Genomic DNA, 19,503 nt, shown 5'->3' with positions numbered 1-19,503 from the left:
GCCTGGTTCGGTACGTAGCCAAGTTCCGCCACCGCTTCCCGAATACGCTCGGCGACCGCTTCCCGAACCCTCGGCTCACCGTTGATCACCCGCGACACCGTGGACTTCGACACACCTGCCCTCCGCGCCACTGTGTGTCACGTGTGACGGTGATCGTGCGGCCAAGGTCGTGGGCAGTCCGCGCCCGGCTCCGGCTCCACCGATGAGTTCTTGCGAGCTGCCGGGTCAGTACGGACATGACTGCTGAGAACAAGCCGCCGGTCGTCTTCCGCAAGGAGTGGCTGGCCGCGATCGACACCCTGCGCGTGAGGGAAAAGGCGCACACCCGCGAGGGCGATGCGATCGCCGCCGCCCGGCGACGGCTGCCCATGACCGAGGTGGACCCGTCAGCTCCGCTCGTCGGAGGCGACGGCCCCGTCCCCCTGATCGACGTCTTCGAGGGCCGCACCCAACTGTTCGTCTCGTATCACATGTGGCACAACGGCCACACCGCCGCCGACCAGTGCGAGGGCTGCACGTTCTTCACCGGCCAGGTCCGCGAACTGTCCTATCTGCACCAGCGTGACGTCACCTTCGCCGTCTTCTGCCAGGGCCCCTACGACGAGTCCGACCGCTACCGCCGCTTCATGGGCTGGGACATGCCCTGGTACTCCGTACCCGCCGAGTCCCACGAACGGCTCCTCGCCGACCGCCACTTCGGGATGAAAGCGATCTACCTCCGCGATCGGGACCGCGTCTACGAGACGTACTGGACCACCGGACGCGGCGTCGAACCCATGGCGCCGTCCTACGGCATCCTCGACATGACCGTCTACGGACGGCAGGAGACCTGGGAGGACTCCCCGCCAGGCTGGCCGCAGCCGTACGAGACCCTCGGCCAGCAGTTCCGCAAGGACGGACGGCCGACCGCACAATGGGCACGGATCGCCGCCGGCCACGACGACGACCTCCACGGCGGACAGTCCAGCACAGGCGGCTCAGGCTGTTGCTCGTGAACCCGCGCCCGACGGCCGTCGCGGCGGCGTGGTCAGGGCGACCTCGACCTCCGCCTTCGCCAGCAGCGCGCCGACGCAGAGGTGCCCGCTACGACGTTGCTCAGCAACACCGCGGTGGCATCACCCGCGGTGTAGTCCTTGGCCTCGACCAGAGGACCGGTGCCACCGACGTTGTTGATCAGCACGTCGAGGCGATCCTCGGTCGTCCCGACGACCTCGGCGGCGGGATCGATCTACGCATCCGACGTCACATCCGCCGGCGGCTGCTGGGTCGGGTGTCTCGACTGCGCTTCGCTCAGGCGTCGTTGAAGGAACAGAGCGCCCAGTCCGAGTGCCCCCGCGCCGAGCAGGCAGGAGCCGATCAGGATGTCGCAGCGCTCCTCGCGCTGCGCGGCCCACTGCTGCTCGTAGGTCCTCATCGCTTCGCCCGGTCCGGGTTGGCACCGGTCCTCGCGCTGCATCGGCGAGGGGTGCTCCTCGCCGTCCGGCCCCTCGTTGTACCACGGGCACACTACATCGCTGCTGAGCCCGTGGTTCGCCATTCCCCCGACGGCCTGGAACAAGCCCCAGAGCACAAACGCCCACATCACCAGCCGCGCCCGGTTGCGCAGTCTCACATCGCCCCGCCTCCCCGTACGTCGGCCATACCCCGCAACGCCGTTGCAGCACGATTTTCCCAGACCGGTCGGCCGCTTCGGAGCTGTCGCACCGTCGCACACCCCTGTCACCCATCGTCGTCGGGCCGGAGCAACCACGGCCTGGACATGCTTGAGTCCTTCGCCGCGCTTCCTGAGGCAGAACGCCCGTCTCGGTTGTCACGGCGACCAGGAGCTTCGCCGTGCCTTGGGGTGCTTCCACCGGGAGGTCCTGGGCCGGTGACAGCCGCCGGAACCACCAGGCGGCACCCCTTGTCGTCGCGCTCATCAGCCAACTGGGCTGTTTGGGCGCCGAGCCTTCCATCGCCTCGCTGCACCGAGCCCTCGCCGAAGCCGAGGCGACCGGCGCACCGGCCGGGCCGGAGATCATCCGCCCCGCGCCGACCGACCGACGAGGAATGCCGCGCCGGGGTCTGCCGGCGGCCCGACCTGAAACCGGCCATGGGCGGGACCTGCTCGTCATCAAGACCGTCGTGAGTGCCGAGGGAGAACTGGCCTCTCGCTGAGCAGATCGAAGACGCAACGAAGGACGTCGTGGCCCAACTGCCGGCGCACGCCCAGAACGAGCACGGCCTGGTCCACGGATCGCCGGCCCGGCTCGTCCGCGGCTGCCGTCACAGGCTCAGCAGCAGGTCCCGGACCGCGGCGGGCTGGGAGAGGAACGGGTGGTGGCCGGCGTCGAGTTCGACGATGCTGCCGGCACGGCGGGCGAACTCGCGCTGTAGCCGCGGCGGGGTGCCCCGGTCCTGGGCGCAGACGAGGTACGTCGAGGGCACCTGCTGCCATGCGGCCGCCCCGACCGGCTGCCCGGTCACCTGCGCGCTCTGCCGGGCGAGGTGGTCCGCCGCCTGCGCTTGGAGCTCGGGGTCGCAGTCCTGCAGGAACGTGTCCACGAGCAGCTCGGGGCGGACCCCGAAGGTGCCGGCGTCGGGGTCGACGTCGAGGAACGGGGCGGGGCCGCCGTCCCCGAACTCCGACAGGCTCTGCCCGACCTCGGGCAGGTAGCTGGAGACCAGCAGCAGGTGGCGTACCGACCCGATTCCCGCGGCGGCTTCCGCGGTGACGATGCCGCCGTAGCTGTGGGCGACCACGACCGTCGGCTCGTCGCCGGCCTGCAGCACCTGCCGTACCGCGGCAACGTCCTCGGACAGCCCCGGACCGCCGACGCCACCGGGCAGGCCTGCTTCGCCGCAACTCGGCAGGCCCGGCGCCACGCTCGTCACCCCTTGCTCCTGCAGCAGCTCGGCGGTGGGGTGCCACCACCACGACCCGTCCCGCACGCACGCCCCGTGCACGAACACGACCCTCATCGCTACCTCCACGTCTGCCTTGGCCTTTCGATCAACGGTAGACGTAATAGCCGTTACGTGAAAAAGTAGGGCCATGGGCAGACGGCCAGAACCGCACATCAAGGAGAGGCTTCTCGATGCGTGCGCTGATCACGCCCTTGCGCACGGCCTCCCCGACCGGCTCGAGCCGCTGGCCACCGCCACCGGCACCTCAGCCCGGATGCTGATCTATCACTTCGGCACCCGCGACGCCCTGCTGCGGGCCGTCCTCGGGCGCGCGCGGCAACGTCAGCTCGACACATTCGGCGACCTCCTGCGGGTACGACCCGACGAGCCATACACGGCCACCCTGTATCGCGCCTGGACCTCCATCACCGGCCCGGACGGGCAGCCGTACCTGCGGATGTTCGGCCAGCTGCGCGAGAGCGCGGAGCAGCAGTTGTGGCCCGACTTCCGGCGCACCGCGACGACCGACTGGCTCGGCCCGCTCGAGGACGGCCTGCGCAGCATCGGCCGGCCGGATCTCGCAACGCTCGTTCTCGCCGTCTTCCGCGGTCTCCTCATGGACCTCGACGCCACCGGCGACACCACCCGCACCGACCGGGCCTTCCGCGACTTCCTCGACGCAGTCGAGCACCTGCCCAGCGGCTACCGACCAACCGCATACCGCTCCCAGGAGCGCCAGCAGCAGCACGACCAGCACCGACACGACATCGTGCACGTAGGCCCTCTCGTGCAGCCGCGGCCAGACGGCGAGCAATAGTCACGACCTGTGGATCAAGTCCGTGGCGAGCCCCCGGAGCCTCCCCTGAATGGTGGACACGCGACACTGGATCCACTTGATCCGGAGAAAGCGAGACCACCGCCGATGGAATGAAGGACTACTCGGACGAGTTCAAGGCCGATGCTGTGGCCTTGAACGGCAGCCCAGGCCGGGTGCGTCGACGATCCGGGTCGCGACGGTCGGCTCCCCCGCAGGAGGAGCACCGGGCTCGGGTCGGGGAGTGGGGGTGGATGCGGGCCCGGTAGCCGGTTGTGCGTAGCGGTCCGGCCCGTGCCGGGGTGAGGCGGCGGGGGTCGATGCCGAGGAAGGCGCCCTGTCGGCGATGAACGTCGGATGGCGATGCCTCGCCATTGCTTCAGCCGGTTGATGCACCGCTCGACGGTGTTGCGCTGCTTGTAGGCCTCCTGGTCGAAGGCCGGTGGTCTGCCGCCCCGGCTGCCCCGCCGCATCCGATGTGCCACCAGTTCAGTGCTGGGGATCGGTCAGCTGACCGGAACAGCCCCTCCGTGCTCCGCCGAAGACTCCCCTGCCGCACCGGCCTCTCCTACCCTTGCGTCGAGGGGGTGGGCCGTATGCAGTCCGGCGCTGAGGTGTGGGAAGCGGGAGCCGAGTACTACCGGGTGCCTCCCCTGTACGTGGATCGATACAGGCGGATCAAGAAGCACGGGGAGCCGACGACCGCATCCCAAGCCCCGCGCCGCAACAGGCGCGTTCGGGCGACTCTCGATGACGCCCCTGACGGGTCCTACGAGGCCAAGATCGGCCCGGAGTTCGTGTCCGTCCTTCTGGTGACCTACGTAGTGGCTCCCTTTCTCCAAAGTGTCGCAAGTCAGGCCGCTACGGCCGTACATGAAGCCTTCCGCGCCAAACTGAGATCCCTGCTCGCCGACCGGGAACTGCACGGCCGCTGGACACTCGTGGTCCTGCAGACGTCCGACGGCCGGCTGACGGTCGAAATCCCGGGGAACCTCCCAGAAGACGCGCACACTGCCCTGGAGCGGGACCTCGTCAGCCTCATCGAGGGGGCTCGCGGTCGTTCGACCATTCGGATCGTGTGGCACGCCCGCAAGCGCAAATGGAAACGCGTGCGGAGGTAAGCGGAATCGGATTGGAGCCGGAGGGCGAGAACGAACGGCCCACCACGGCGTTCTCAGAGTGCCGCGTGGGAGCGGAACATGGCCGCCGCCCGGCAGTTCCACGCCCGCGAGGGCCGGCTGGCTCCTGATGAGGGAGCGACTGTCGCTGTTACCGGCATAACTGTGACGCCGGAGCGACCCTACCGGGCCCGTGGCGCCTGTGACGAAGATTGATAGACGGTCTCGCAACGTTCAGTAGCCGGGGGTCAGCAGCTTGCGAAGAAGGGCTGTTGCCCCCGATGGCGGACGACAGGTGGCCCCGAAGGGCATCGGCTGGTCCTGCTCATGGGGGCCGGTCGCAGCCCGACCGCCCGTAAGGCTATGCGGCCACGGTCACCGGTCAGAACGGTCAAGGTCGACTCGCCCGCTGATCTGCTCTGTGGCTGGGGTTCGGCGAAACGGCGCATACGCGGGCAGGGTCGAGTCCTGACTATGGTCTGGCTGTGCCGGTGGAGTTTGCGGAGGGACAGGTGACGACCCAGGCCGCCTCGATCATCTGAAAGATCTCGCCCACCGCGGCCTGCGGATCGGTCGCCTCACGGGCCAGTGAATAGGCGTCGATCACGAACCTCGCGATCGCCCTGGCGGCCGTTGGGGTCACTGACAGGTCGGGATCGGCGGCGATGGCCGTTGCCAGCGACTCCGCGTGGCGCAGTCTCATCGACTCTTCGTACTTCCGCAGGGCGGGTGATGCGTCGATCATGCGCCAGATCGGGGCGACGCTGTCCGCCGTGCAGTGTCGCACCAAGGCCTGGATCTCGTGGCGCAGCGCGGGGATGAGCGGCTCGTGCGGCGCCCGGTCGGTGACCGCCCGCGTGAGGCGCTGCTCGAAGTCTTCGTCCTGTTCGAAGACCAGGGCCTCTTTCGAGGCGAAGTGGGAGAAGAGCGTGGTGACGGCCACGTCGGCCTCGGCGGCCACGTCACGGATGCCCACCGCGTCGTACCCCTGCTCCAGGAAGAGCCGCAGGGCGGCGTCGGCGATCTTCTGGCGGGTCGCGGCCTTCTTGCGCTCACGGCGTCCGGTCGGCACGGTCATGCCCTCACGCTATCAGGTGCAAATCCATAACGGGTTCAAAACCCTAACGGTTAGTGTTACGGTCGCCGCATGAAGAAGGTGAGCTTCGCCGAGTTCGGCGGTCCGGACGTTCTGCAACTCATAGATGCCGAGGATCCCCACGCGGGCCCCGGCCAGATACGCATCGCCGTACGGGCGGCAGGAGTGAACCCCGTCGACTGGAGGCTCCGTGAAGGCCAGGTCCTGGGGGCCCATCCGATCGAGTTGCCCGCCGGAGTCGGGCTGGACGCCGCCGGGGTGGTGGACGAGGTCGGTGAAGGCGTCGAAGGAGTCGAGGTCGGCGACCGCGTGTTCGGCGAAGGCACGAGCACATATGCCGAGTTCGCCGTGCTGTCGGCCTGGGCCCGCATGCCCGAGGGCCTGACGTTCGAAGAGGCGGCCGGCTACCCCTCCGTGGTGGAGACCGCGCTGCGCATCATCCGCGAGGTCGGTGTGCGGCCCGGGCAGACGCTGCTGGTCAGCGGCGCGTCCGGGGGAGTCGGATCGGCGGTGCTGCAGATCGCCCGCGACCGCGGCATCACGGCGATCGGGACCGCTGGGGCAGCGAACCAGGACTATCTGCGCAGCCTGGGCGCCCTCGCCACGACATACGGCGAGGGCTGGGTCGAGCGGGTGCGGCAGCTCGGCCATGTCGACACAGCCCTCGACCTGGCCGGCTCGGGCGTGATCCGCGAGCTCGTCGAACTGACCGGGGACCCGCAGAAGGTGGTCTCCATCGCCGATCTCGGCGCGCCGGAGCTCGGTGTCCGATTCTCCGGCGTGGCCGGGAGCATGCCGGAAGCGCTCGCCGAAGCCGTCCGCCTCATCTCGCGGGGAAAGCTCCACATCCCGGTCGAGAAGTCGTACACGCTCGCCGAGGCCGCGGCGGCGCACATCGACAGCCAGGCCGGTCACACACGCGGGCGGCGGGTCCTGGTTATCTGAGAACCAGCGGGGCGTCGTCCTCAAGCAGAAATTGAGGACGACGCCGGCCAGGATCCCGCTACTTGATCGGAAGACAGCGGGCCCAAGTCGCAGCGGGGCCAACAACCGATCGGAAGGGCCAACCAGCCCTGCGGACATGTGAGCCCACCCTGAGGCATCGGCGCGGGGGTTTCCTGTCGACCGCCGGGCAGGCCGTGCACCTGCACCACCGAGCAGGAAGCGATGTCGATGAGCGCGAGGGTCGCCTTCGGCACACCTGCAGCACCACATGACTGAACGGACGGAAAGGCCGCCACCTGCGATCGGGAATCGAGCTCTCGGTGATCGGTTGCAGGTGACGGCGGTTTCCCGAACGTTCAGAGACTCAGGACAATGGCGGCAGCGATTCCGCCGAGGCCCAGGGCCAAGGCGCCCTCGACCCACCCGCCGGCACCCCAGCGGAAGAACCGGTCAAGGGCGAGCCGCCCGGGACCGATGGTGGCAATGGACAAGGCGACGACGGCGATGCCGACGCTGTACTCCACACCGCCGTCGGTCTCCCACAGGCCGTTGGCACCCGTCACGGTGGCCATCGCATTGATCATGACGCCGATCAGCGCGGCGGCCGCGAGCGGGGTGAGCAGCCCCACGGCCAGACCGAGGCCGCCGAGGAATTCGGACAGGCCGCAGATCACGGCAAAGAGCTTCCCCGGGCGGTACCCGAGGGCGGCGAATCCCATGCCGGTCGCCGTCAGACCCTTTCCGCCGAAAATCCCGAACAGTTTCTGAGCGCCGTGCCCTGCCATCAGCAGTCCGAATGTCAGCCGGAGCAGCAGGAGCCCCCAGTCGGAGGGTGATGACCTCAGCGTGGCGGTGTGTCGCTCTGTCCTTTCCGTAGGGGGAGAAGCCGGGTTCATGTAACTCTTCGCTGTGTAACTTTTCGCAGCCATGGGATGCTCCGATGAGCACGTGCATGGGGTACTCCCCCGGCTCGGATCACGCGCCGAGCCACTGATCGAAGGTGAGCACCTGCTCCATCGCGGAAGGGTGCTTCCAGGCCCCGCCGTCTCCCCCCGGGCCGGCTCACCGCCCGCAGGCGGTTCCGGATTCCGAGGCGTCCTGGCCCACGCCGTCCGCGCGGAGCTCGACGCAGCACGCGTCGGGTCGCGGGGCGAGCACCGCTGTGTTCTTGTCACTCCCCAGGCCGTGCAGATATCCGGCCAGGAAAGCCTGGTTGACGGCGCAGACCAATTCCGGGGCCTTGGCCGCCAGGGGGTGGAAGGGGCAGTTGCGCAGCCGCAGCAAGGTGGGGGCGGCGCGCTCCGGCTCGTATCCGAACTTCTCCAGCATGTCGGCAGCCAGACTCAGCCCTCGCTCGGCGCCGAGCCGCCCGGGGCGTACCCGTTCCCGCTCCGCGCCGCCGAGGGACTCCCCGCGCCGATACGCCACACGAAGCGCGGCGTCGCGGGCCGATTCGTCCCCGGCTTCGGTCATGACGGCTTCAGTGAGGACGTCGGCGAGCATGCCGTAGCGGCGCTCGGGGATGGTGACCGCGATGGCCTCGGCCACCGGCTCGTACATCTTCGGTCTGCGGCCGACCTTCCGGATGCCTGTGGATGATCCGTAGTGGGCTTGGAGCAGGCCGACCGCTACCAGCTTGTCCAGGTGGAAGGCCGCCAGCTTGCGGGAGATGCCGAGGTCGTCGGCCACCTCCTCGCGCGTGACCGGACGCCGCTCCTGCCGGATGAACTCGAACATGCGGCGGCGCAGATCGTCGCCGAGGGCGGCGAGAGTGGTCAACGAACCGTGGTCCAATCCCACGACACGATCGTATCGCTAATAAAAATGGTCGAAACCCCTGAATGCCTATTTCTTGGAGAAAATACTCGAGCTGGCCAGTCGCCGGTGGACCACCGCCTGACCCTGCTCATCCGAGCCGGGCAGCAGCGCCGGCGTGGCGCCCATGCCGGATCGAGGGTGGCCGAGCAGAGTGCCACCGGTCACACCGGTGACTCGGCACGGAGTGTATTGTGGGCGCCTGCGAAGGGGAGTAGCCCCGAGATACCGGTCGTCGACACACTGGAGCCCAGCGCCGGGTTCCCGGTGACCGGGCCCGCGCCGATCGTGTGCGGGTGGGCGAGACCTTCGGCCCTTTATCGACGACGTATGTCGTGTCGGCGGGGTCGAAGCTGCCGCCGTCCCCTTTTCGCGCGGTCGTCTCGAAGCCCCGCCGGTGCGGGAAGGCTGAACGAGACCTGTGATCCATTTCTTGTTGCTGATCGTCTGCGCGGTCGCGATCTACCTCTCCTGCGAGTGGTTCGTCAACGCCGTGGAGTGGCTGGGCGAGCGCCTGAACGTGGGGAAGATGGCGGTCGGCACGATCCTGGCCGCCTTCGGCACCGCCCTGCCCGAGTCCGTGGTCACCCTCGTCGCGGTCACCACCGGCGGCACCGAGGAAGCCAAGAACATCGGAGTGGGCGCCGCGATGGGCGGACCGCTGGCCCTGGCCACCGTCGCCTACGGCGTCACCGGCGCGATGCTGCTCCTCAAGCGCCGCAAGGAGCATGTGCGGGTGCCGGCCCTCGCCGGCATGCCCTCCAGCGTCCCGGACGAGGACGTGGACACTCTCGCCCTGGGCAGTGAGAAGGACATGAAGCGGCTGGCCAAGGACCAGAAGTGGTTCTTGCCGATCTTCGTTGTGAAGGTGGCGCTCGGCCTGGTCGCGTTCGCTTTCAAGCCCGTCCTCGGTCTGCTCTTCTTCGCCGCGTACGCGGTCTACTTCTGGCGGGAGATCCGCGGCGGCCAGGACGAGGACGGTGAGGAGGTGGAGCTGGAGCCGCTGAAGTTCCAGCCCAAGGCCGCGTCCCCGGCCACCTGGGCCGTCATCGCCCAGACGCTGCTCACCCTGGTGGTGATCTTCTTCGCGTCGCAGCTGTTCGTGAAGCAGCTGGATGCCATCGGCCCGATGATCGGCCTGTCCGCCTCGGTGACCGCCCTGCTGCTGTCCCCGATCGCCACCGAACTCCCCGAGATCATGAACGCGGTGATCTGGGTCCGCCAGGGCAAGACTCAACTGGCCCTGGCGAACATCTCCGGCGCGATGATGATCCAGGCCACCGTCCCCTCAGGCCTGGGTCTTCTCTTCACGAAGTGGCACTTCGACGGCGCCCTGCTGTGGTCCGGACTGATCACCATGGCGGCGATCGTCTACCTGCTGTTGACCATGCGCGCGCACAAGCTCACCCCCGCACGCCTGGCCGTCGCGGCCGGCTTCTACGTCCTCTTCGCCCTCGGTCTGATCCCCATCCTCAGCTGACCGGGCATGCCCGTGCCGCCGCCCGGCCCCGGCGGCGGCACGGACCACGCTGCCGCCTGCGAACGCCTGTGGGCGGCAGCCGGGCCACTCCCATGGAACGACACAGCACTCGGCGCGAGCGAAGGAGCACCCCCGGCTATGGCAGGACACGCACGCAGAACCGCCCGTCGGGAGACCCCGGCCGGACCACGCCGGCGCAGGCGTCCCAAGCGGCGGACCGGTCGTTGGGTGGCGCTCGCCGCCTCGGTCCTCGTCCTGGCCACGGCTGCCGTCGGCGGCTGGGCGTACACGCATCTCAACGGCAACATCAAGGGCGCCGACGTCAGCAACGCACTGGGCGACAACCGCCCCAAGGCCGCCGCCGGCGGCCAGAACATCCTGGTCATCGGCTCCGACAGCCGCAAAGGCCTGGGGGATGCCTACGGCAAGAACCTGACCACGATGCAGTCCGACACCCTGATGCTGCTGCACACCGGCGGCAACGGGAAATGGGCCACCGTCGTCTCCTTCCCGCGCGACTCCTGGGTGCAGATCCCCGCCTGCGACCGCGGGAACGGCACGACGTTCGCGGCCCACCACTTCAAGATCAACGAGGCGTTCGCCATCGGCGGCACCACGGGAGACACCGCCAAGGCCGCCGCCTGCACCATCAAGACCGTCGAGGCCAACACCCAGGTGCGCATCGACCACTTCCTGATCGTCGACTTCCGCGGATTCACCGGCATGGTCGACGCCCTCGGCGGCGTCCAGGTCTGCCCCCAGCAGGCCATACACGACAAGAAGGCCCACCTCGACCTCAAGGCCGGCTGCCAGATCGTCAAGGACGACAAGGCCCTCGGCTACGTCCGCGCCCGCTACAGCATCGGCGACGGCTCCGACATCGGACGCATCGGACGCCAGCAGGAATTCATGCAGTCCCTCGCCGACCGCGCCAAGTCGAAGCTCTACGACCCCACCGCCCTCTACGGCTTCCTGAACTCCGCCACCAAGTCGCTGACCACGGACCCGGACCTGGCCGGCATCAAGCAGCTCTACGGCCTGGCCTCCAGCGTGAAGGGCATAGCCACCGACCGGATCTCCTTCCTGACCGTCCCCAACTACCCGCGCGAGCGCGACGTGCCCACCGACAAGGCCAACGTCACCTGGCAGCAGCCCGCCGCCCGGCAACTGTTCAGCGCCCTGAACCACGACCATGAGACGACCAAGGTCGACCTGAAGAAGGCAACCGCCCACCTGCCCGTCCCGGCGAGCACCGTGCACGTCACCGTCCTCAACGGCACCGGGACCACGGGCGCGGCGCTGAAGGTCGCCGACCAGCTGCGCGCCCTCGGTTTCCAGATCACGGCCACCGGCAACGCTCCCAGCTCCGTTGACAACACGACGCTCTCCTACGCCCCGGGCCGGTCGGAGCAGGCCCAGGCACTCGCCGGCCACCTGCCCGGCCTGACACCCACCCCGTCCACACAGGCGGCCACCACCGTGACCTTGACGATCGGCCCCGACATGCCGGCCATCACCGGCTGAACCACCGCACCCGCACGCCAGGAGTACTGACCAGATGACCGGCGAGTACCACCGACCGCAGCCGGACGCTCACCACAGCAGCACCAGGGCCTTGACCGGCACGGTCAAAGCCCAGCCCAACGTCACGGTGCGCTCCGCCGCCAACACCGGCTCCGCGGCGCTGGGCACCGCAGCCACCGGGCAGCGCTACACGGTCTCCTGCTACGCCACCGGGGCCACCGTCTCCGGCTGGGGCGGCACCAAGTCCTACTGGGACCAGAACAGCTGCAACGGAGGGACCGGCTACATCGCGGACGTGTGGCTGGACACCGGTGGCGACGTCACCCCCCAGGCGCCCGCCTGCGGCGGCCAGTCCGGCGGCGGCACTCCTTACCCCAACACGCTGGCCCGCTGCACCGACTGGCCGATGAACAAGTACCTGCAGGTGCCCTGAACCCGCCAGGCCAACACCGGCAGCTGGGTGGCCTACCAGCAGGGCGGCTACTTCGGGCAGGGCTACCACGTCGGCTGCCACGCGCCCGGGTCGATGAACCAGCAGTACGCCCTGGACTTCACCCTCAACCAAGGTGATGCGGTGCTGGCCCCCGACGGCGCCGACCGCGTCGTCTACGCCGGCCCCGCCACCGACGGCTGGTCCACGTGCGGCAACACCGACGTCGTGGACCACGGCGGCGGCTGGTGGAGCGTGGTCTGCCGCCTCAGCCACGTCGATGTGACAACCGGAGCCCGCATCGGCAACAACACCGTCATCGGCAAGGTCGGCGGCACCGGCGGCTTCGAACCCCACCTGCACTTCTCGCTCATGCACAACGCCCAGATCGACATGGCCCACGGCGGGGTCTACGGCGGGCAGAGCGCCAAGCCACACCACATGTCCCACCTCGGCGACGGCGGCGGCTACTACGAGAACTTCACCCACGGCATGCGCATGAGCTACTGACCGGCGCCACCACAGCATGCCAAGCCCTCAAAGCCCCGCCTCACGGGAGTCCTGTTCCTGGTGATCTCCGCTCTCGCCCACACCCCCAACGCGGCAACCACCTGAAAGGGCGGTTCACGAGTGCAGGTCTGTACAGATGGCGACGCAGCTCCATCGCCGCCGGGCGTCTCAGGCAACACGCGTTCGAGTTCATCAGCCCAAGCCACCTGTGAGAGATGCCGCTGCCGTGCATATGCATTCGCGGTGATTCAGTGAAGGAATAAATGAGGAGCGCGTTCGAATTCACGAACACTCCATCTTCTTCACGGAATGTCTTGTGCGGATTGGGGTGGAGAGGCCCGTTCTCACAGTCGGGTAGAGGCCGAATATGAGGCAATGAAACGGGCGATTAACTGACGCGTATTGGTCGGGAGACCTCGTAACGCTCCACTCCTGGGCACTGCCTTTCACACACAGCGTCAGGAGGGGGCATGTCCTTGTTCGCCAGGGCGTCCTGGCCGGGAGACCATCGCGACGAGATCGTGGCCGGTGCCCTGGTCGCCGCGGTGATCGTCGTGCTCGGATACGCGTCCGGCATTGGCGCACCCGCACCCACGACCTTCAACACAGCCGCACCGCCGGCAGCCCCGCCTCCATCGGCCTCGGCCGGCCCGTCGCAGGGGATGGCGCCCGGGGACGCCGGCAATCCTGGCGGTGATATGGCCGCGGGTTCATCTGGGAATTCCTGGACCGGAGGCGGCGGCGCCGGAATTCCTGTCGCAAGCGACACGTCGTCCGCCGACGGGGGCAGCGGCCAGGAGGCAGGCAACGGAGACGAAGGTCAGATACCGATGCCCGGGCCCTCCGCTTCGGCATCGGATTCCCCCTCACCGCAGCCTTCTTCCACCCCCTCTCCAACGCCGTCGAACGGCTGCCAGAAGGGCGAGGTACACGTGGTGCAGCCGCTGCTGAGCGGCGCGCTCACGTCCGTGACCGGCTTGCTGGACGGCCTGCTTGGGCCGGACGCTCCCGAAGTCACGGCCTCCCCGACGCCGTCTCCCTCCTCGTCGCCGTCAGGCGCAGACCTCTGGTCGCTGTGCGTCGGCGTTGCACCGTCACCCTCGGTATTGCCGGAGGTGCTGCCGTGAGACTTCGTGCTGTGCGCCTATGGGCCACCGCCCCGGCCGCTGTTGTGGCTCTGCTGCTGTTCGCTCCAGCCGCCTCGGCTCACACCGAACTGGAGTCGTCCTCACCCAAGGACGGCACCCGGATCACCCACACGCCCGCCACGGTACGGCTGACCTTCAGCGAACCTGTCGACCTGCCGGAGGTCCGTGTCACCGCAGGTGGCGGGCAGCAGCTCCCTCTGTCTCGTCCGGACCACGGCGATCGTCGGGGAAATGTTGTCGAGGTCTCCGTTCCGAGGATGGTCGGTCAGGACCGGCTCGCCCTGGTTTGGCGGGTGCGGGACATGGAGGACGGCCATCCGACCTCCGGAACGCTCTCCTTTGCCCTCACCGCGAAGACGAAGGACGCCTCCGCCTCCGATGCCGCCGCCGTACCCACGCCTTCTGACAGCGTGCGCACGGTTTGGGCGGCTGCGCGCTGGGCCGGATACCTCGCCCTCGCCCTGTACGTCGGTGGCCTCGTCTTCCTCGCACTTCTCTGGCCGCAGGGCACCCAGGACCGCCGTACCCGCCGCATCCTCACGCTTGCCTGGGCAGGTGGGCTCGCGGCAAGCCTGGTCACACCGGGACTGCAGGGCGCGTACGGGGCCATGGGCGCCCTCGGCGACGCGTTCCACCTGGCCACGTACCGGGACCTGCTGGGCACGGAGGTCGGCATCGTGTCCGCCTGCCGGGTGCTGATGTGGGTGCTTGCCGCGGTCGTGCTCGCCGCGCTGCTCCAGGGAAGTGAACGGGCCGCGCGCTCGCCGGGCTGGCGGGTCGGCGCCCTCGCCGTCACGCTCGGGCTGCTTCGTACGACGGGCATGGCCGGCCACAACGCCGAAGGCACGCATCCCGGTTGGGGCGCCGTGGCCGACCTGGTACACCTGCTCGGTGTGTCCGTGTGGCTGGGCGGTCTGACCCTGCTGCTCCTCGGGGTACTGCCCAGGCGCCGCCCGGAAGAGCTGTCGGCCGCCGTGTCCGGCTACTCCGCCCTCGCCGGTGTCTCCGTCGGGGCGATCGCGGTGGCCGGCGCGGTGCTGGCCTGGCAGGTCGTCGGCTCGTTCGGGGCCCTGTTCCACACCGGGTACGGCCGTCTGCTGCTGCTCAAACTCGCCATCCTGGCCGCGGTGTTGCTCATCGCCCAGGGCAGCCGGAGCTGGGTGCGCACCCGGCTCGACATCGCGGTCCTGCTGCGCGGCAACCGCGCCACCGTACGGCCCTTCATCTACTCGGTCGCAGCCGAGACGGGGCTCGTCCTCGTCGTCCTCGCCGCGACGAGCCTGCTGGTCACGTCCGCTCCCGGCCGCTGACCGGTCCCGCCTACCCCCTCTCATCTGACAAGGAGAGACACACGATCATGCGCACCGACGACACCACCGCGCCCCCGCCGCGCCACCGCCGCTCCCAGGCCGGCAACCGGGTACTGCTGGCCACCGGCGTGGGCGCCGGCATCACGGCCGCCGCCTGTCTGGGCCTCCTCCAGGCATCCAGCGGCGCCGCCGCTCCGGCCACCGCCGCCCCGGCAGCCGAGGCCCACTCCATTGCCCAACCGGCCGCGGCGCAGGCCAAGGCGGCCGATCACACCATCAAAATCACGAACTACAAGTTCGCCCAGCAAGCCCTGACCATCAAGGTCGGCCAGACCGTGAAGTGGGTCAACGAGGACTCCGCTCCGCACACGGTCACCACCACCAGTGGCCCGGCGAAGTTCGACTCCGGCACCCTGAACAAGGGCGACAGTTGGTCGTACACCTTCACCAAGCCCGGCACGTACAAGTACTACTGCGCCGTCCACCCCGACATGACCGCCTCCATCACCGTCGTCGCCGACAGCGGCGGCGGTACGGGCGGCTCGACCGGCGGTTCCGGTGGTTCGACCGGCGGCTCCACGGGCGGCTCGACCGGAGGCTCCACGGGCGGCTCGACCGGAGGCTCCACCGGTGGGTCTACGGGCGGCTCCACTGGCGGCTCGACCGGAGGCAGCACGGGCGGATCGAGCTCTGGCGGCGGCTCGACCGGCGGCAGCAGCGGCTCGGGCGGTACGAGCGGAGGCAGCGGTGACGGCGGCAGCGAGCAGTGCGTCAGCATCCAGCAGGTTCTGCTGCCGATCCTCCAGCACATCGACAAGGCCCACCTGGAGGAGTCCCCGGGCCAGCAGGTCCAGGACGCGCTCAGCCTCGACAGCTACATCAAGATGCACACCGTCTGGGTGGAGTCCATCCTCACCCCGGCCGTGAACGGCGCCGGCTCCGTCGGCGACTCCACCCTCACGGTGCTTCTCCAGCACGTCAACTCCGCGCACCTGGAGGAGTCCCTTGGCCAGCAGGTCTCGGACATCCTCAACCCCGACGCCTACGTGAAGATGCACACCGTCTGGGCCGAGCACATGCTCGCCCCCACCGAGGACTACCTCACCAACTCCTGCTGACACCGGCGCGATGAAACGTGGCGGGCCGGCCGAGTCGCAGTCGGCCGGCCCGCCACCACCGCCATTGTCCCCGATCCGGCAGGCGCCCGCCACGAGCCCGAGGTACCGCCATGACCACCGAACGCCCGCCCACACAACCGCTGCCGGTGCACGCGTCGTCCGCCGCGGCACCGCCTGAGCAGCCAGACCGTGACTGGCTCCCCCGCCCCGGCGCGTACGCAGCCGCCGCCGACCACTGCATCACCGAACTCACCTACCGCATCGGCCCGCTGGTCACCCTGCGCCGACGCGCCGACGTCGAGGAAGTGGGGCTGACCGTCGCCCCCGACCCCGCCCACTGTCTCCTGAGCCTCGCGCTCGGCGGCGATGCGCTCGGCGGCGAGCTGCTCACCTTTGTCAGTACGGCGATCGAACCGGTGGCGGGCGGGACGCGGCTGCGCGTGCCCGGGTCCCTCGGCACCGGCGACGCCTCGCTCGAACCACTTCCCGCCACGCTGCTGCTGCGCGTCGTCGAGCGTACCGGCGCCGGCCTGCTCGTCGTCGGCACCGCGCGTGTCCCCTACGGTCCGCTGCACCGCACGACCGGTTTCGCCCTGTCCCGGACACGCCCCGCACGCCACCTCGGCCTGCTCGTCGCCGCGGAGTTCACATGCACCTCCTGACCATCCGCTTCCGGCCCGGCCACGCCGTACACCTGCTGCTGGCAGCCCTGCTCCTGGCCAGCACCTTCACCTTCCTCGCCCCCCGCCCCGCGCACGCTGCCACCTCGTACCGCGTCGTGATGTCCGGCTACGCCTTCAGCCCGCGCAGCCTGACCATCACAGCAGGAGACACCGTCACCTGGGTCAACCAGGACCAGGCCCCCCACAACGTAAAGACCACCTCCGGTCCGGAGTCGATCCACTCCCCGCTGCTGAGCAAGGGCGGCTCCTGGAGCCACACCTTCACCACGCCCGGCAGCTACGGCTACGTCTGCACCGTGCACCCGGGTATGTCCGCGCAGCTCGTCGTCAAGGCCGCCGCCGCACCCGCTCCCACCACGCACCCGACCACCCAGCAGCACGCCGGTTCCACCCCCTCAGCCGCACAGCCCGCCCGGTCCGCTCCCGCGGTTGGGTCCACCACGCACCCCGGCCACAGCGCGTCAGCCGCCGCGCCCGCGCCGGGCAGTCCATCTGCCTCAGCCACAGCGGCAGCCGCCGCGGCAGCACCCACCCAGCAGGCGGCCGCACCGGCCGACAGCACCACGTCCGCGGCCCGCCCGCTCGACCCGCTGCTCCTCCTCGCCGGGGTCGTCGCCGGGGTCGCCGTCCTCTGCCTGCTCCTGGTCGGTTCCCGCTCGGCCGCCGCCGGCGCACGCCGCGACACCGCCTCGCCGAGCTGACGTACCAGTGGCCGCTCACTCTCTGCGTGCAGGCAGCATCAGTGACGACCGTCCACAGCGACATCCGGTGGTCGCGGGCGGTGATCGACTCCTCCCACGTGCGGGCGGCCGGGCGGGGCCCAAAAGCGGACCCAGCCCGGTCGACCACGCGACTTCACCGCAGACGGACCGAACCGCTGCGACCGAACAAGCGAACCTGAAACCACGTCAACCCGCTCTGACCAGCTAATCGGCCACTCCCGCACTGCGGGGGAACTCAGCGTGAAGAAGGCCGCGCGGCATGCGACGGGGGGGGCGGCTCCTAGCGGCGGCGCGTCGAGAGCCGGTACTCACCGGTCGGCCCCTGCCCGTGCATGGGTGTGGCCGGCAGCCGGCCGGGCGGCGGCTCGTTGCGGTGACGGCGCAGGATCTGCCCCAGCGCACAGCCGCGGGCAGGGCAGGGGCGATGGGCCATGCTGCACAGCATGGCGGGCGGTCAGCCCTCGCCCGGCCACGTCGTCAACACGCTGCCCTGCTCCTCATCGGTGAGAGTGATGCGGGCGCCGGGCATGCTGCCGTACTCCCCCACCCACGACGTGAACTTGCGACGGGCGGTCTCCTCCCCCGCATCACCAGGCGGCCGGTCACGGTCAGGTGGAACCGGTGCACCTCACCCACGGCAGCCGCCCCTGTCGTCGATCACCACGGTCAGCTGCACCCCGGCTTCGGCAGCGGCCGCACGCAGGTCGGCGACGATCCCGTCGACCGTGCCCGGCACCCGGGACGGCTCCAGGTCGACGGCGGCCAGGAAGCACAGTCCCGGCAGCGGTCCAGCCACCGGCGGCCGTAACCGGGAACGTCGACGATGCCCGTCACGCGGGCCGGTTCACCACAGCCCGCACACGGGCACGGGTTCCGGCCGATACGGGCCGCCGCCTCCCGGTGGACCTGCCGGCCCGGCGCCTGGGTCAGCTCGGTGGGGCCCACGCCGAGGCGGTGCAGCACGTCGTCGATCGTCATGCCTGCTCCTCCTTTCCGGCTGACCTGTCTCATCGAAGGTCGAGCGTTCTCACCGAACCTTGAGCGGCCCGCGACAGGGACCGGACTCAGAGTTCAGGCTGTCTCTCCTTCGGTATGAGCCCCCCTGATTCGAGGTCTCTACTTGCCGAGGGGCTCCTTTCCGGAGGCCTTCTTGTCAACGGTCGCCGTCACACCTCATGCGGATCTCCCGCTCACCTCCACGCGCTCCCAGCCCGTTCCTCCCGCGGGGAGCGGGATCCTGCCGGCGCGCCACCAGTGGCGTGACGCCAGTGCGGCCAGACCGGCGCCGACGGTGTTGAGCAGTACGTCGTCCACGGACGACACCCGGTCCAGTTGCAGGACGTACTGCGCTGTCTCGACCAGGATCGAGCAGCCCGCCCCGAGTGCGAGAACCCGCCGTACCGATGCCAGCGCCGCGAACCGCAGCGGGCCGAGGAACCCCAGCGCCGCGAACACCAGCAGGTTGCCGACGATCTGGCCCGCGTCCATCGTGAGCAGGTCCCGCAGCGGCACCAGGTTCACGACCGCCCCGTCCTCGTCGCCCGGCAGCAGGATCAACCAGACCGGCGGCACTGTCCCGTAGACGATGCCGACCTCGGCGAGCGACATGCGCCACGCTCTCGCCGCCCTGGCACCGGTGAGCCTCCGCCAGCGGGCCAGAGCCCACGCCGCCAGCGCTGCCAACGGCAACGCGGCCACCGTGAGGAGCACCACCCCGGTGAACGTACCGACCCAGCCGTGCCACCCTTCGAGTCGCACCCTGCCACCCCTCTGCTTCCATCCGGTTTCATGGGCAGTCTCACCGACGGCACGTATCGGCAGCGTATTGATCGGCGTTTGATCCCGTGACGAACAAGATCATCGCGACGCCGAACCCTGAACTCAGCGCCGCTCAAGCTTCGGTG

General features: G+C 69.5%; 23 protein-coding genes and 1 pseudogene. 14 read left to right on the top strand and 10 right to left on the bottom strand.

The features are described 5' to 3' along the window. Window positions 1-131, bottom strand: a 131-nt coding sequence (locus tag IE318_RS11845) for a LacI family DNA-binding transcriptional regulator (RefSeq protein WP_189899476.1), incomplete at its 3' end; no start/stop codon positions are given. 105 nt (window positions 132-236) lie between these two features. On the opposite strand from IE318_RS11845, the gene IE318_RS11840 reads away from it, so the two are divergent. After that, the gene (locus tag IE318_RS11840; protein ID WP_189899413.1) at window positions 237-995 is read left to right on the top strand and encodes a DUF899 family protein; all 759 of its coding nucleotides are present in this window, start codon (window positions 237-239) and stop codon (window positions 993-995) included. Window positions 996-1,228: 233 nt separating this feature from the next. On the opposite strand, the gene IE318_RS11835 is transcribed toward IE318_RS11840, so the two are convergent. Then, window positions 1,229-1,612 carry a hypothetical protein gene (locus IE318_RS11835; protein WP_189899411.1) on the bottom strand — a complete coding sequence of 128 codons (384 nt, stop codon included), beginning with the start codon at window positions 1,610-1,612 and terminating at the stop codon, window positions 1,229-1,231. 221 nt (window positions 1,613-1,833) lie between these two features. Here IE318_RS11835 and IE318_RS11830 point away from each other — a divergent pair, with 221 nt between their 5' ends. Continuing rightward, window positions 1,834-2,157: a hypothetical protein gene (locus tag IE318_RS11830; RefSeq protein WP_189899409.1), complete on the top strand. Its 324-nt coding sequence runs from the start codon at window positions 1,834-1,836 to the stop codon at window positions 2,155-2,157. Window positions 2,158-2,265: 108 nt separating this feature from the next. Here the strand turns inward: IE318_RS11830 and IE318_RS11825 are convergent, their stop codons facing one another. Continuing rightward, entirely contained in the window at window positions 2,266-2,961 is a 696-nt protein-coding gene (locus tag IE318_RS11825; protein ID WP_189899407.1) for an alpha/beta fold hydrolase, read from the bottom strand. A gap of 73 nt (window positions 2,962-3,034) precedes the next feature. On the opposite strand from IE318_RS11825, the gene IE318_RS11820 reads away from it, so the two are divergent. Beyond that, on the top strand, window positions 3,035-3,703 hold the full coding sequence (locus tag IE318_RS11820; protein ID WP_229903470.1) for a TetR/AcrR family transcriptional regulator: 669 nt from the start codon (window positions 3,035-3,037) through the stop codon (window positions 3,701-3,703). A 350-nt stretch (window positions 3,704-4,053) separates the two neighbouring features. On the opposite strand, the pseudogene IE318_RS11815 reads toward IE318_RS11820, so the two are convergent. Then, window positions 4,054-4,176, bottom strand: a pseudogene (locus IE318_RS11815) (IS5/IS1182 family transposase); the annotation flags it as partial. Window positions 4,177-4,296: 120 nt separating this feature from the next. Here IE318_RS11815 and IE318_RS11810 point away from each other — a divergent pair. Then, entirely contained in the window at window positions 4,297-4,821 is a 525-nt protein-coding gene (locus IE318_RS11810; RefSeq protein WP_030183235.1) for a hypothetical protein, read from the top strand. 469 nt (window positions 4,822-5,290) lie between these two features. On the opposite strand, the gene IE318_RS11805 is transcribed toward IE318_RS11810, so the two are convergent. Beyond that, window positions 5,291-5,896, bottom strand: coding sequence for a TetR/AcrR family transcriptional regulator (locus IE318_RS11805; protein ID WP_189899405.1), 606 nt, complete (start codon window positions 5,894-5,896; stop codon window positions 5,291-5,293). 69 nt (window positions 5,897-5,965) lie between these two features. Between IE318_RS11805 and IE318_RS11800 the strand changes: the two genes are divergently transcribed. After that, the gene (locus tag IE318_RS11800) at window positions 5,966-6,859 is read left to right on the top strand and encodes an NADP-dependent oxidoreductase (protein WP_189899403.1); all 894 of its coding nucleotides are present in this window, start codon (window positions 5,966-5,968) and stop codon (window positions 6,857-6,859) included. Window positions 6,860-7,215: 356 nt separating this feature from the next. Here IE318_RS11800 and IE318_RS11795 read toward each other — a convergent pair whose 3' ends face one another. Both IE318_RS11795 and IE318_RS11790 read right to left on the bottom strand, forming a co-directional pair. Then, on the bottom strand, window positions 7,216-7,755 hold the full coding sequence (locus IE318_RS11795) for a DoxX family protein (protein WP_189899475.1): 540 nt from the start codon (window positions 7,753-7,755) through the stop codon (window positions 7,216-7,218). A gap of 166 nt (window positions 7,756-7,921) precedes the next feature. Next, window positions 7,922-8,659 carry a helix-turn-helix transcriptional regulator gene (locus IE318_RS11790; protein ID WP_189899401.1) on the bottom strand — a complete coding sequence of 246 codons (738 nt, stop codon included), beginning with the start codon at window positions 8,657-8,659 and terminating at the stop codon, window positions 7,922-7,924. 448 nt (window positions 8,660-9,107) lie between these two features. On the opposite strand from IE318_RS11790, the gene IE318_RS11785 reads away from it, so the two are divergent. The 9 genes from IE318_RS11785 to IE318_RS11745 all read left to right on the top strand — a co-directional run bounded on the left by IE318_RS11785 (window position 9,108) and on the right by IE318_RS11745 (window position 17,578). Continuing rightward, window positions 9,108-10,154 carry a sodium:calcium antiporter gene (locus IE318_RS11785; RefSeq protein ID WP_229903469.1) on the top strand — a complete coding sequence of 349 codons (1,047 nt, stop codon included), beginning with the start codon at window positions 9,108-9,110 and terminating at the stop codon, window positions 10,152-10,154. 138 nt (window positions 10,155-10,292) lie between these two features. Continuing rightward, entirely contained in the window at window positions 10,293-11,678 is a 1,386-nt protein-coding gene (locus tag IE318_RS11780) for an LCP family protein (protein WP_189899396.1), read from the top strand. Window positions 11,679-11,712: 34 nt separating this feature from the next. Continuing rightward, window positions 11,713-12,111, top strand: a complete 399-nt coding sequence (locus IE318_RS11775) for a hypothetical protein (RefSeq protein WP_189899394.1) — start codon at window positions 11,713-11,715, stop codon at window positions 12,109-12,111. Between the two features lie 27 nt (window positions 12,112-12,138). Continuing rightward, entirely contained in the window at window positions 12,139-12,618 is a 480-nt protein-coding gene (locus IE318_RS11770) for a M23 family metallopeptidase (RefSeq protein ID WP_189899391.1), read from the top strand. Between the two features lie 470 nt (window positions 12,619-13,088). Beyond that, window positions 13,089-13,745, top strand: a complete 657-nt coding sequence (locus IE318_RS11765; protein ID WP_189899389.1) for a hypothetical protein — start codon at window positions 13,089-13,091, stop codon at window positions 13,743-13,745. Further along, window positions 13,742-15,076, top strand: a complete 1,335-nt coding sequence (locus IE318_RS11760) for a copper resistance CopC/CopD family protein (protein ID WP_229903468.1) — start codon at window positions 13,742-13,744, stop codon at window positions 15,074-15,076. The genes IE318_RS11765 and IE318_RS11760 overlap by 4 nt, the downstream gene beginning before the upstream one ends. A gap of 47 nt (window positions 15,077-15,123) precedes the next feature. Further along, complete coding sequence (locus IE318_RS11755; protein WP_189899387.1) at window positions 15,124-16,194, top strand: cupredoxin domain-containing protein; 1,071 nt, start codon at window positions 15,124-15,126, stop codon at window positions 16,192-16,194. Window positions 16,195-16,304: 110 nt separating this feature from the next. Then, the gene (locus IE318_RS11750) at window positions 16,305-16,856 is read left to right on the top strand and encodes a hypothetical protein (RefSeq protein WP_189899385.1); all 552 of its coding nucleotides are present in this window, start codon (window positions 16,305-16,307) and stop codon (window positions 16,854-16,856) included. Next, complete coding sequence (locus tag IE318_RS11745) at window positions 16,844-17,578, top strand: cupredoxin domain-containing protein (RefSeq protein WP_189899383.1); 735 nt, start codon at window positions 16,844-16,846, stop codon at window positions 17,576-17,578. The genes IE318_RS11750 and IE318_RS11745 overlap by 13 nt, the downstream gene beginning before the upstream one ends. 301 nt (window positions 17,579-17,879) lie before the next feature. Here IE318_RS11745 and IE318_RS11740 read toward each other — a convergent pair whose 3' ends face one another. The 3 genes from IE318_RS11740 to IE318_RS11730 all read right to left on the bottom strand — a co-directional run bounded on the left by IE318_RS11740 (window position 17,880) and on the right by IE318_RS11730 (window position 19,357). Then, entirely contained in the window at window positions 17,880-18,032 is a 153-nt protein-coding gene (locus IE318_RS11740) for a hypothetical protein (RefSeq protein ID WP_189899381.1), read from the bottom strand. Window positions 18,033-18,227: 195 nt separating this feature from the next. Next, window positions 18,228-18,395, bottom strand: a complete 168-nt coding sequence (locus IE318_RS11735; protein ID WP_189899379.1) for a hypothetical protein — start codon at window positions 18,393-18,395, stop codon at window positions 18,228-18,230. Between the two features lie 377 nt (window positions 18,396-18,772). Continuing rightward, the gene (locus IE318_RS11730) at window positions 18,773-19,357 is read right to left on the bottom strand and encodes a VanZ family protein (RefSeq protein ID WP_189899377.1); all 585 of its coding nucleotides are present in this window, start codon (window positions 19,355-19,357) and stop codon (window positions 18,773-18,775) included. Window positions 19,358-19,503: the final 146 nt, after the last annotated feature.

Source organism: Streptomyces spiralis (assembly GCF_014654675.1).
Classification (GTDB): domain Bacteria; phylum Actinomycetota; class Actinomycetes; order Streptomycetales; family Streptomycetaceae; genus Streptomyces; species Streptomyces spiralis.
Note: the sequence above shows the minus strand (reverse complement) of the source record. Positions and strands in the feature narration are given on the sequence as shown.

What these genes read in the sequence shown, in the direction of transcription:
- IE318_RS11820 (WP_229903470.1), top strand. Translation starts at nt 3,035, where the DNA reads ATGGGCAGACGGCCAGAACCGCACATCAAGGAGAGGCTTCTCGATGCG.
- IE318_RS11765 (WP_189899389.1), top strand. Translation starts at nt 13,089, where the DNA reads ATGTCCTTGTTCGCCAGGGCGTCCTGGCCGGGAGACCATCGCGACGAG.
- IE318_RS11805 (WP_189899405.1), bottom strand. Translation starts at nt 5,896, where the DNA reads ATGACCGTGCCGACCGGACGCCGTGAGCGCAAGAAGGCCGCGACCCGC.
- IE318_RS11775 (WP_189899394.1), top strand. Translation starts at nt 11,713, where the DNA reads ATGACCGGCGAGTACCACCGACCGCAGCCGGACGCTCACCACAGCAGC.
- IE318_RS11810 (WP_030183235.1), top strand. Translation starts at nt 4,297, where the DNA reads ATGCAGTCCGGCGCTGAGGTGTGGGAAGCGGGAGCCGAGTACTACCGG.
- IE318_RS11780 (WP_189899396.1), top strand. Translation starts at nt 10,293, where the DNA reads ATGGCAGGACACGCACGCAGAACCGCCCGTCGGGAGACCCCGGCCGGA.
- IE318_RS11740 (WP_189899381.1), bottom strand. Translation starts at nt 18,032, where the DNA reads ATGGCCCATCGCCCCTGCCCTGCCCGCGGCTGTGCGCTGGGGCAGATC.
- IE318_RS11800 (WP_189899403.1), top strand. Translation starts at nt 5,966, where the DNA reads ATGAAGAAGGTGAGCTTCGCCGAGTTCGGCGGTCCGGACGTTCTGCAA.
- IE318_RS11840 (WP_189899413.1), top strand. Translation starts at nt 237, where the DNA reads ATGACTGCTGAGAACAAGCCGCCGGTCGTCTTCCGCAAGGAGTGGCTG.
- IE318_RS11825 (WP_189899407.1), bottom strand. Translation starts at nt 2,961, where the DNA reads ATGAGGGTCGTGTTCGTGCACGGGGCGTGCGTGCGGGACGGGTCGTGG.
- IE318_RS11750 (WP_189899385.1), top strand. Translation starts at nt 16,305, where the DNA reads ATGACCACCGAACGCCCGCCCACACAACCGCTGCCGGTGCACGCGTCG.
- IE318_RS11795 (WP_189899475.1), bottom strand. Translation starts at nt 7,755, where the DNA reads ATGAACCCGGCTTCTCCCCCTACGGAAAGGACAGAGCGACACACCGCC.
- IE318_RS11755 (WP_189899387.1), top strand. Translation starts at nt 15,124, where the DNA reads ATGCGCACCGACGACACCACCGCGCCCCCGCCGCGCCACCGCCGCTCC.
- IE318_RS11745 (WP_189899383.1), top strand. Translation starts at nt 16,844, where the DNA reads ATGCACCTCCTGACCATCCGCTTCCGGCCCGGCCACGCCGTACACCTG.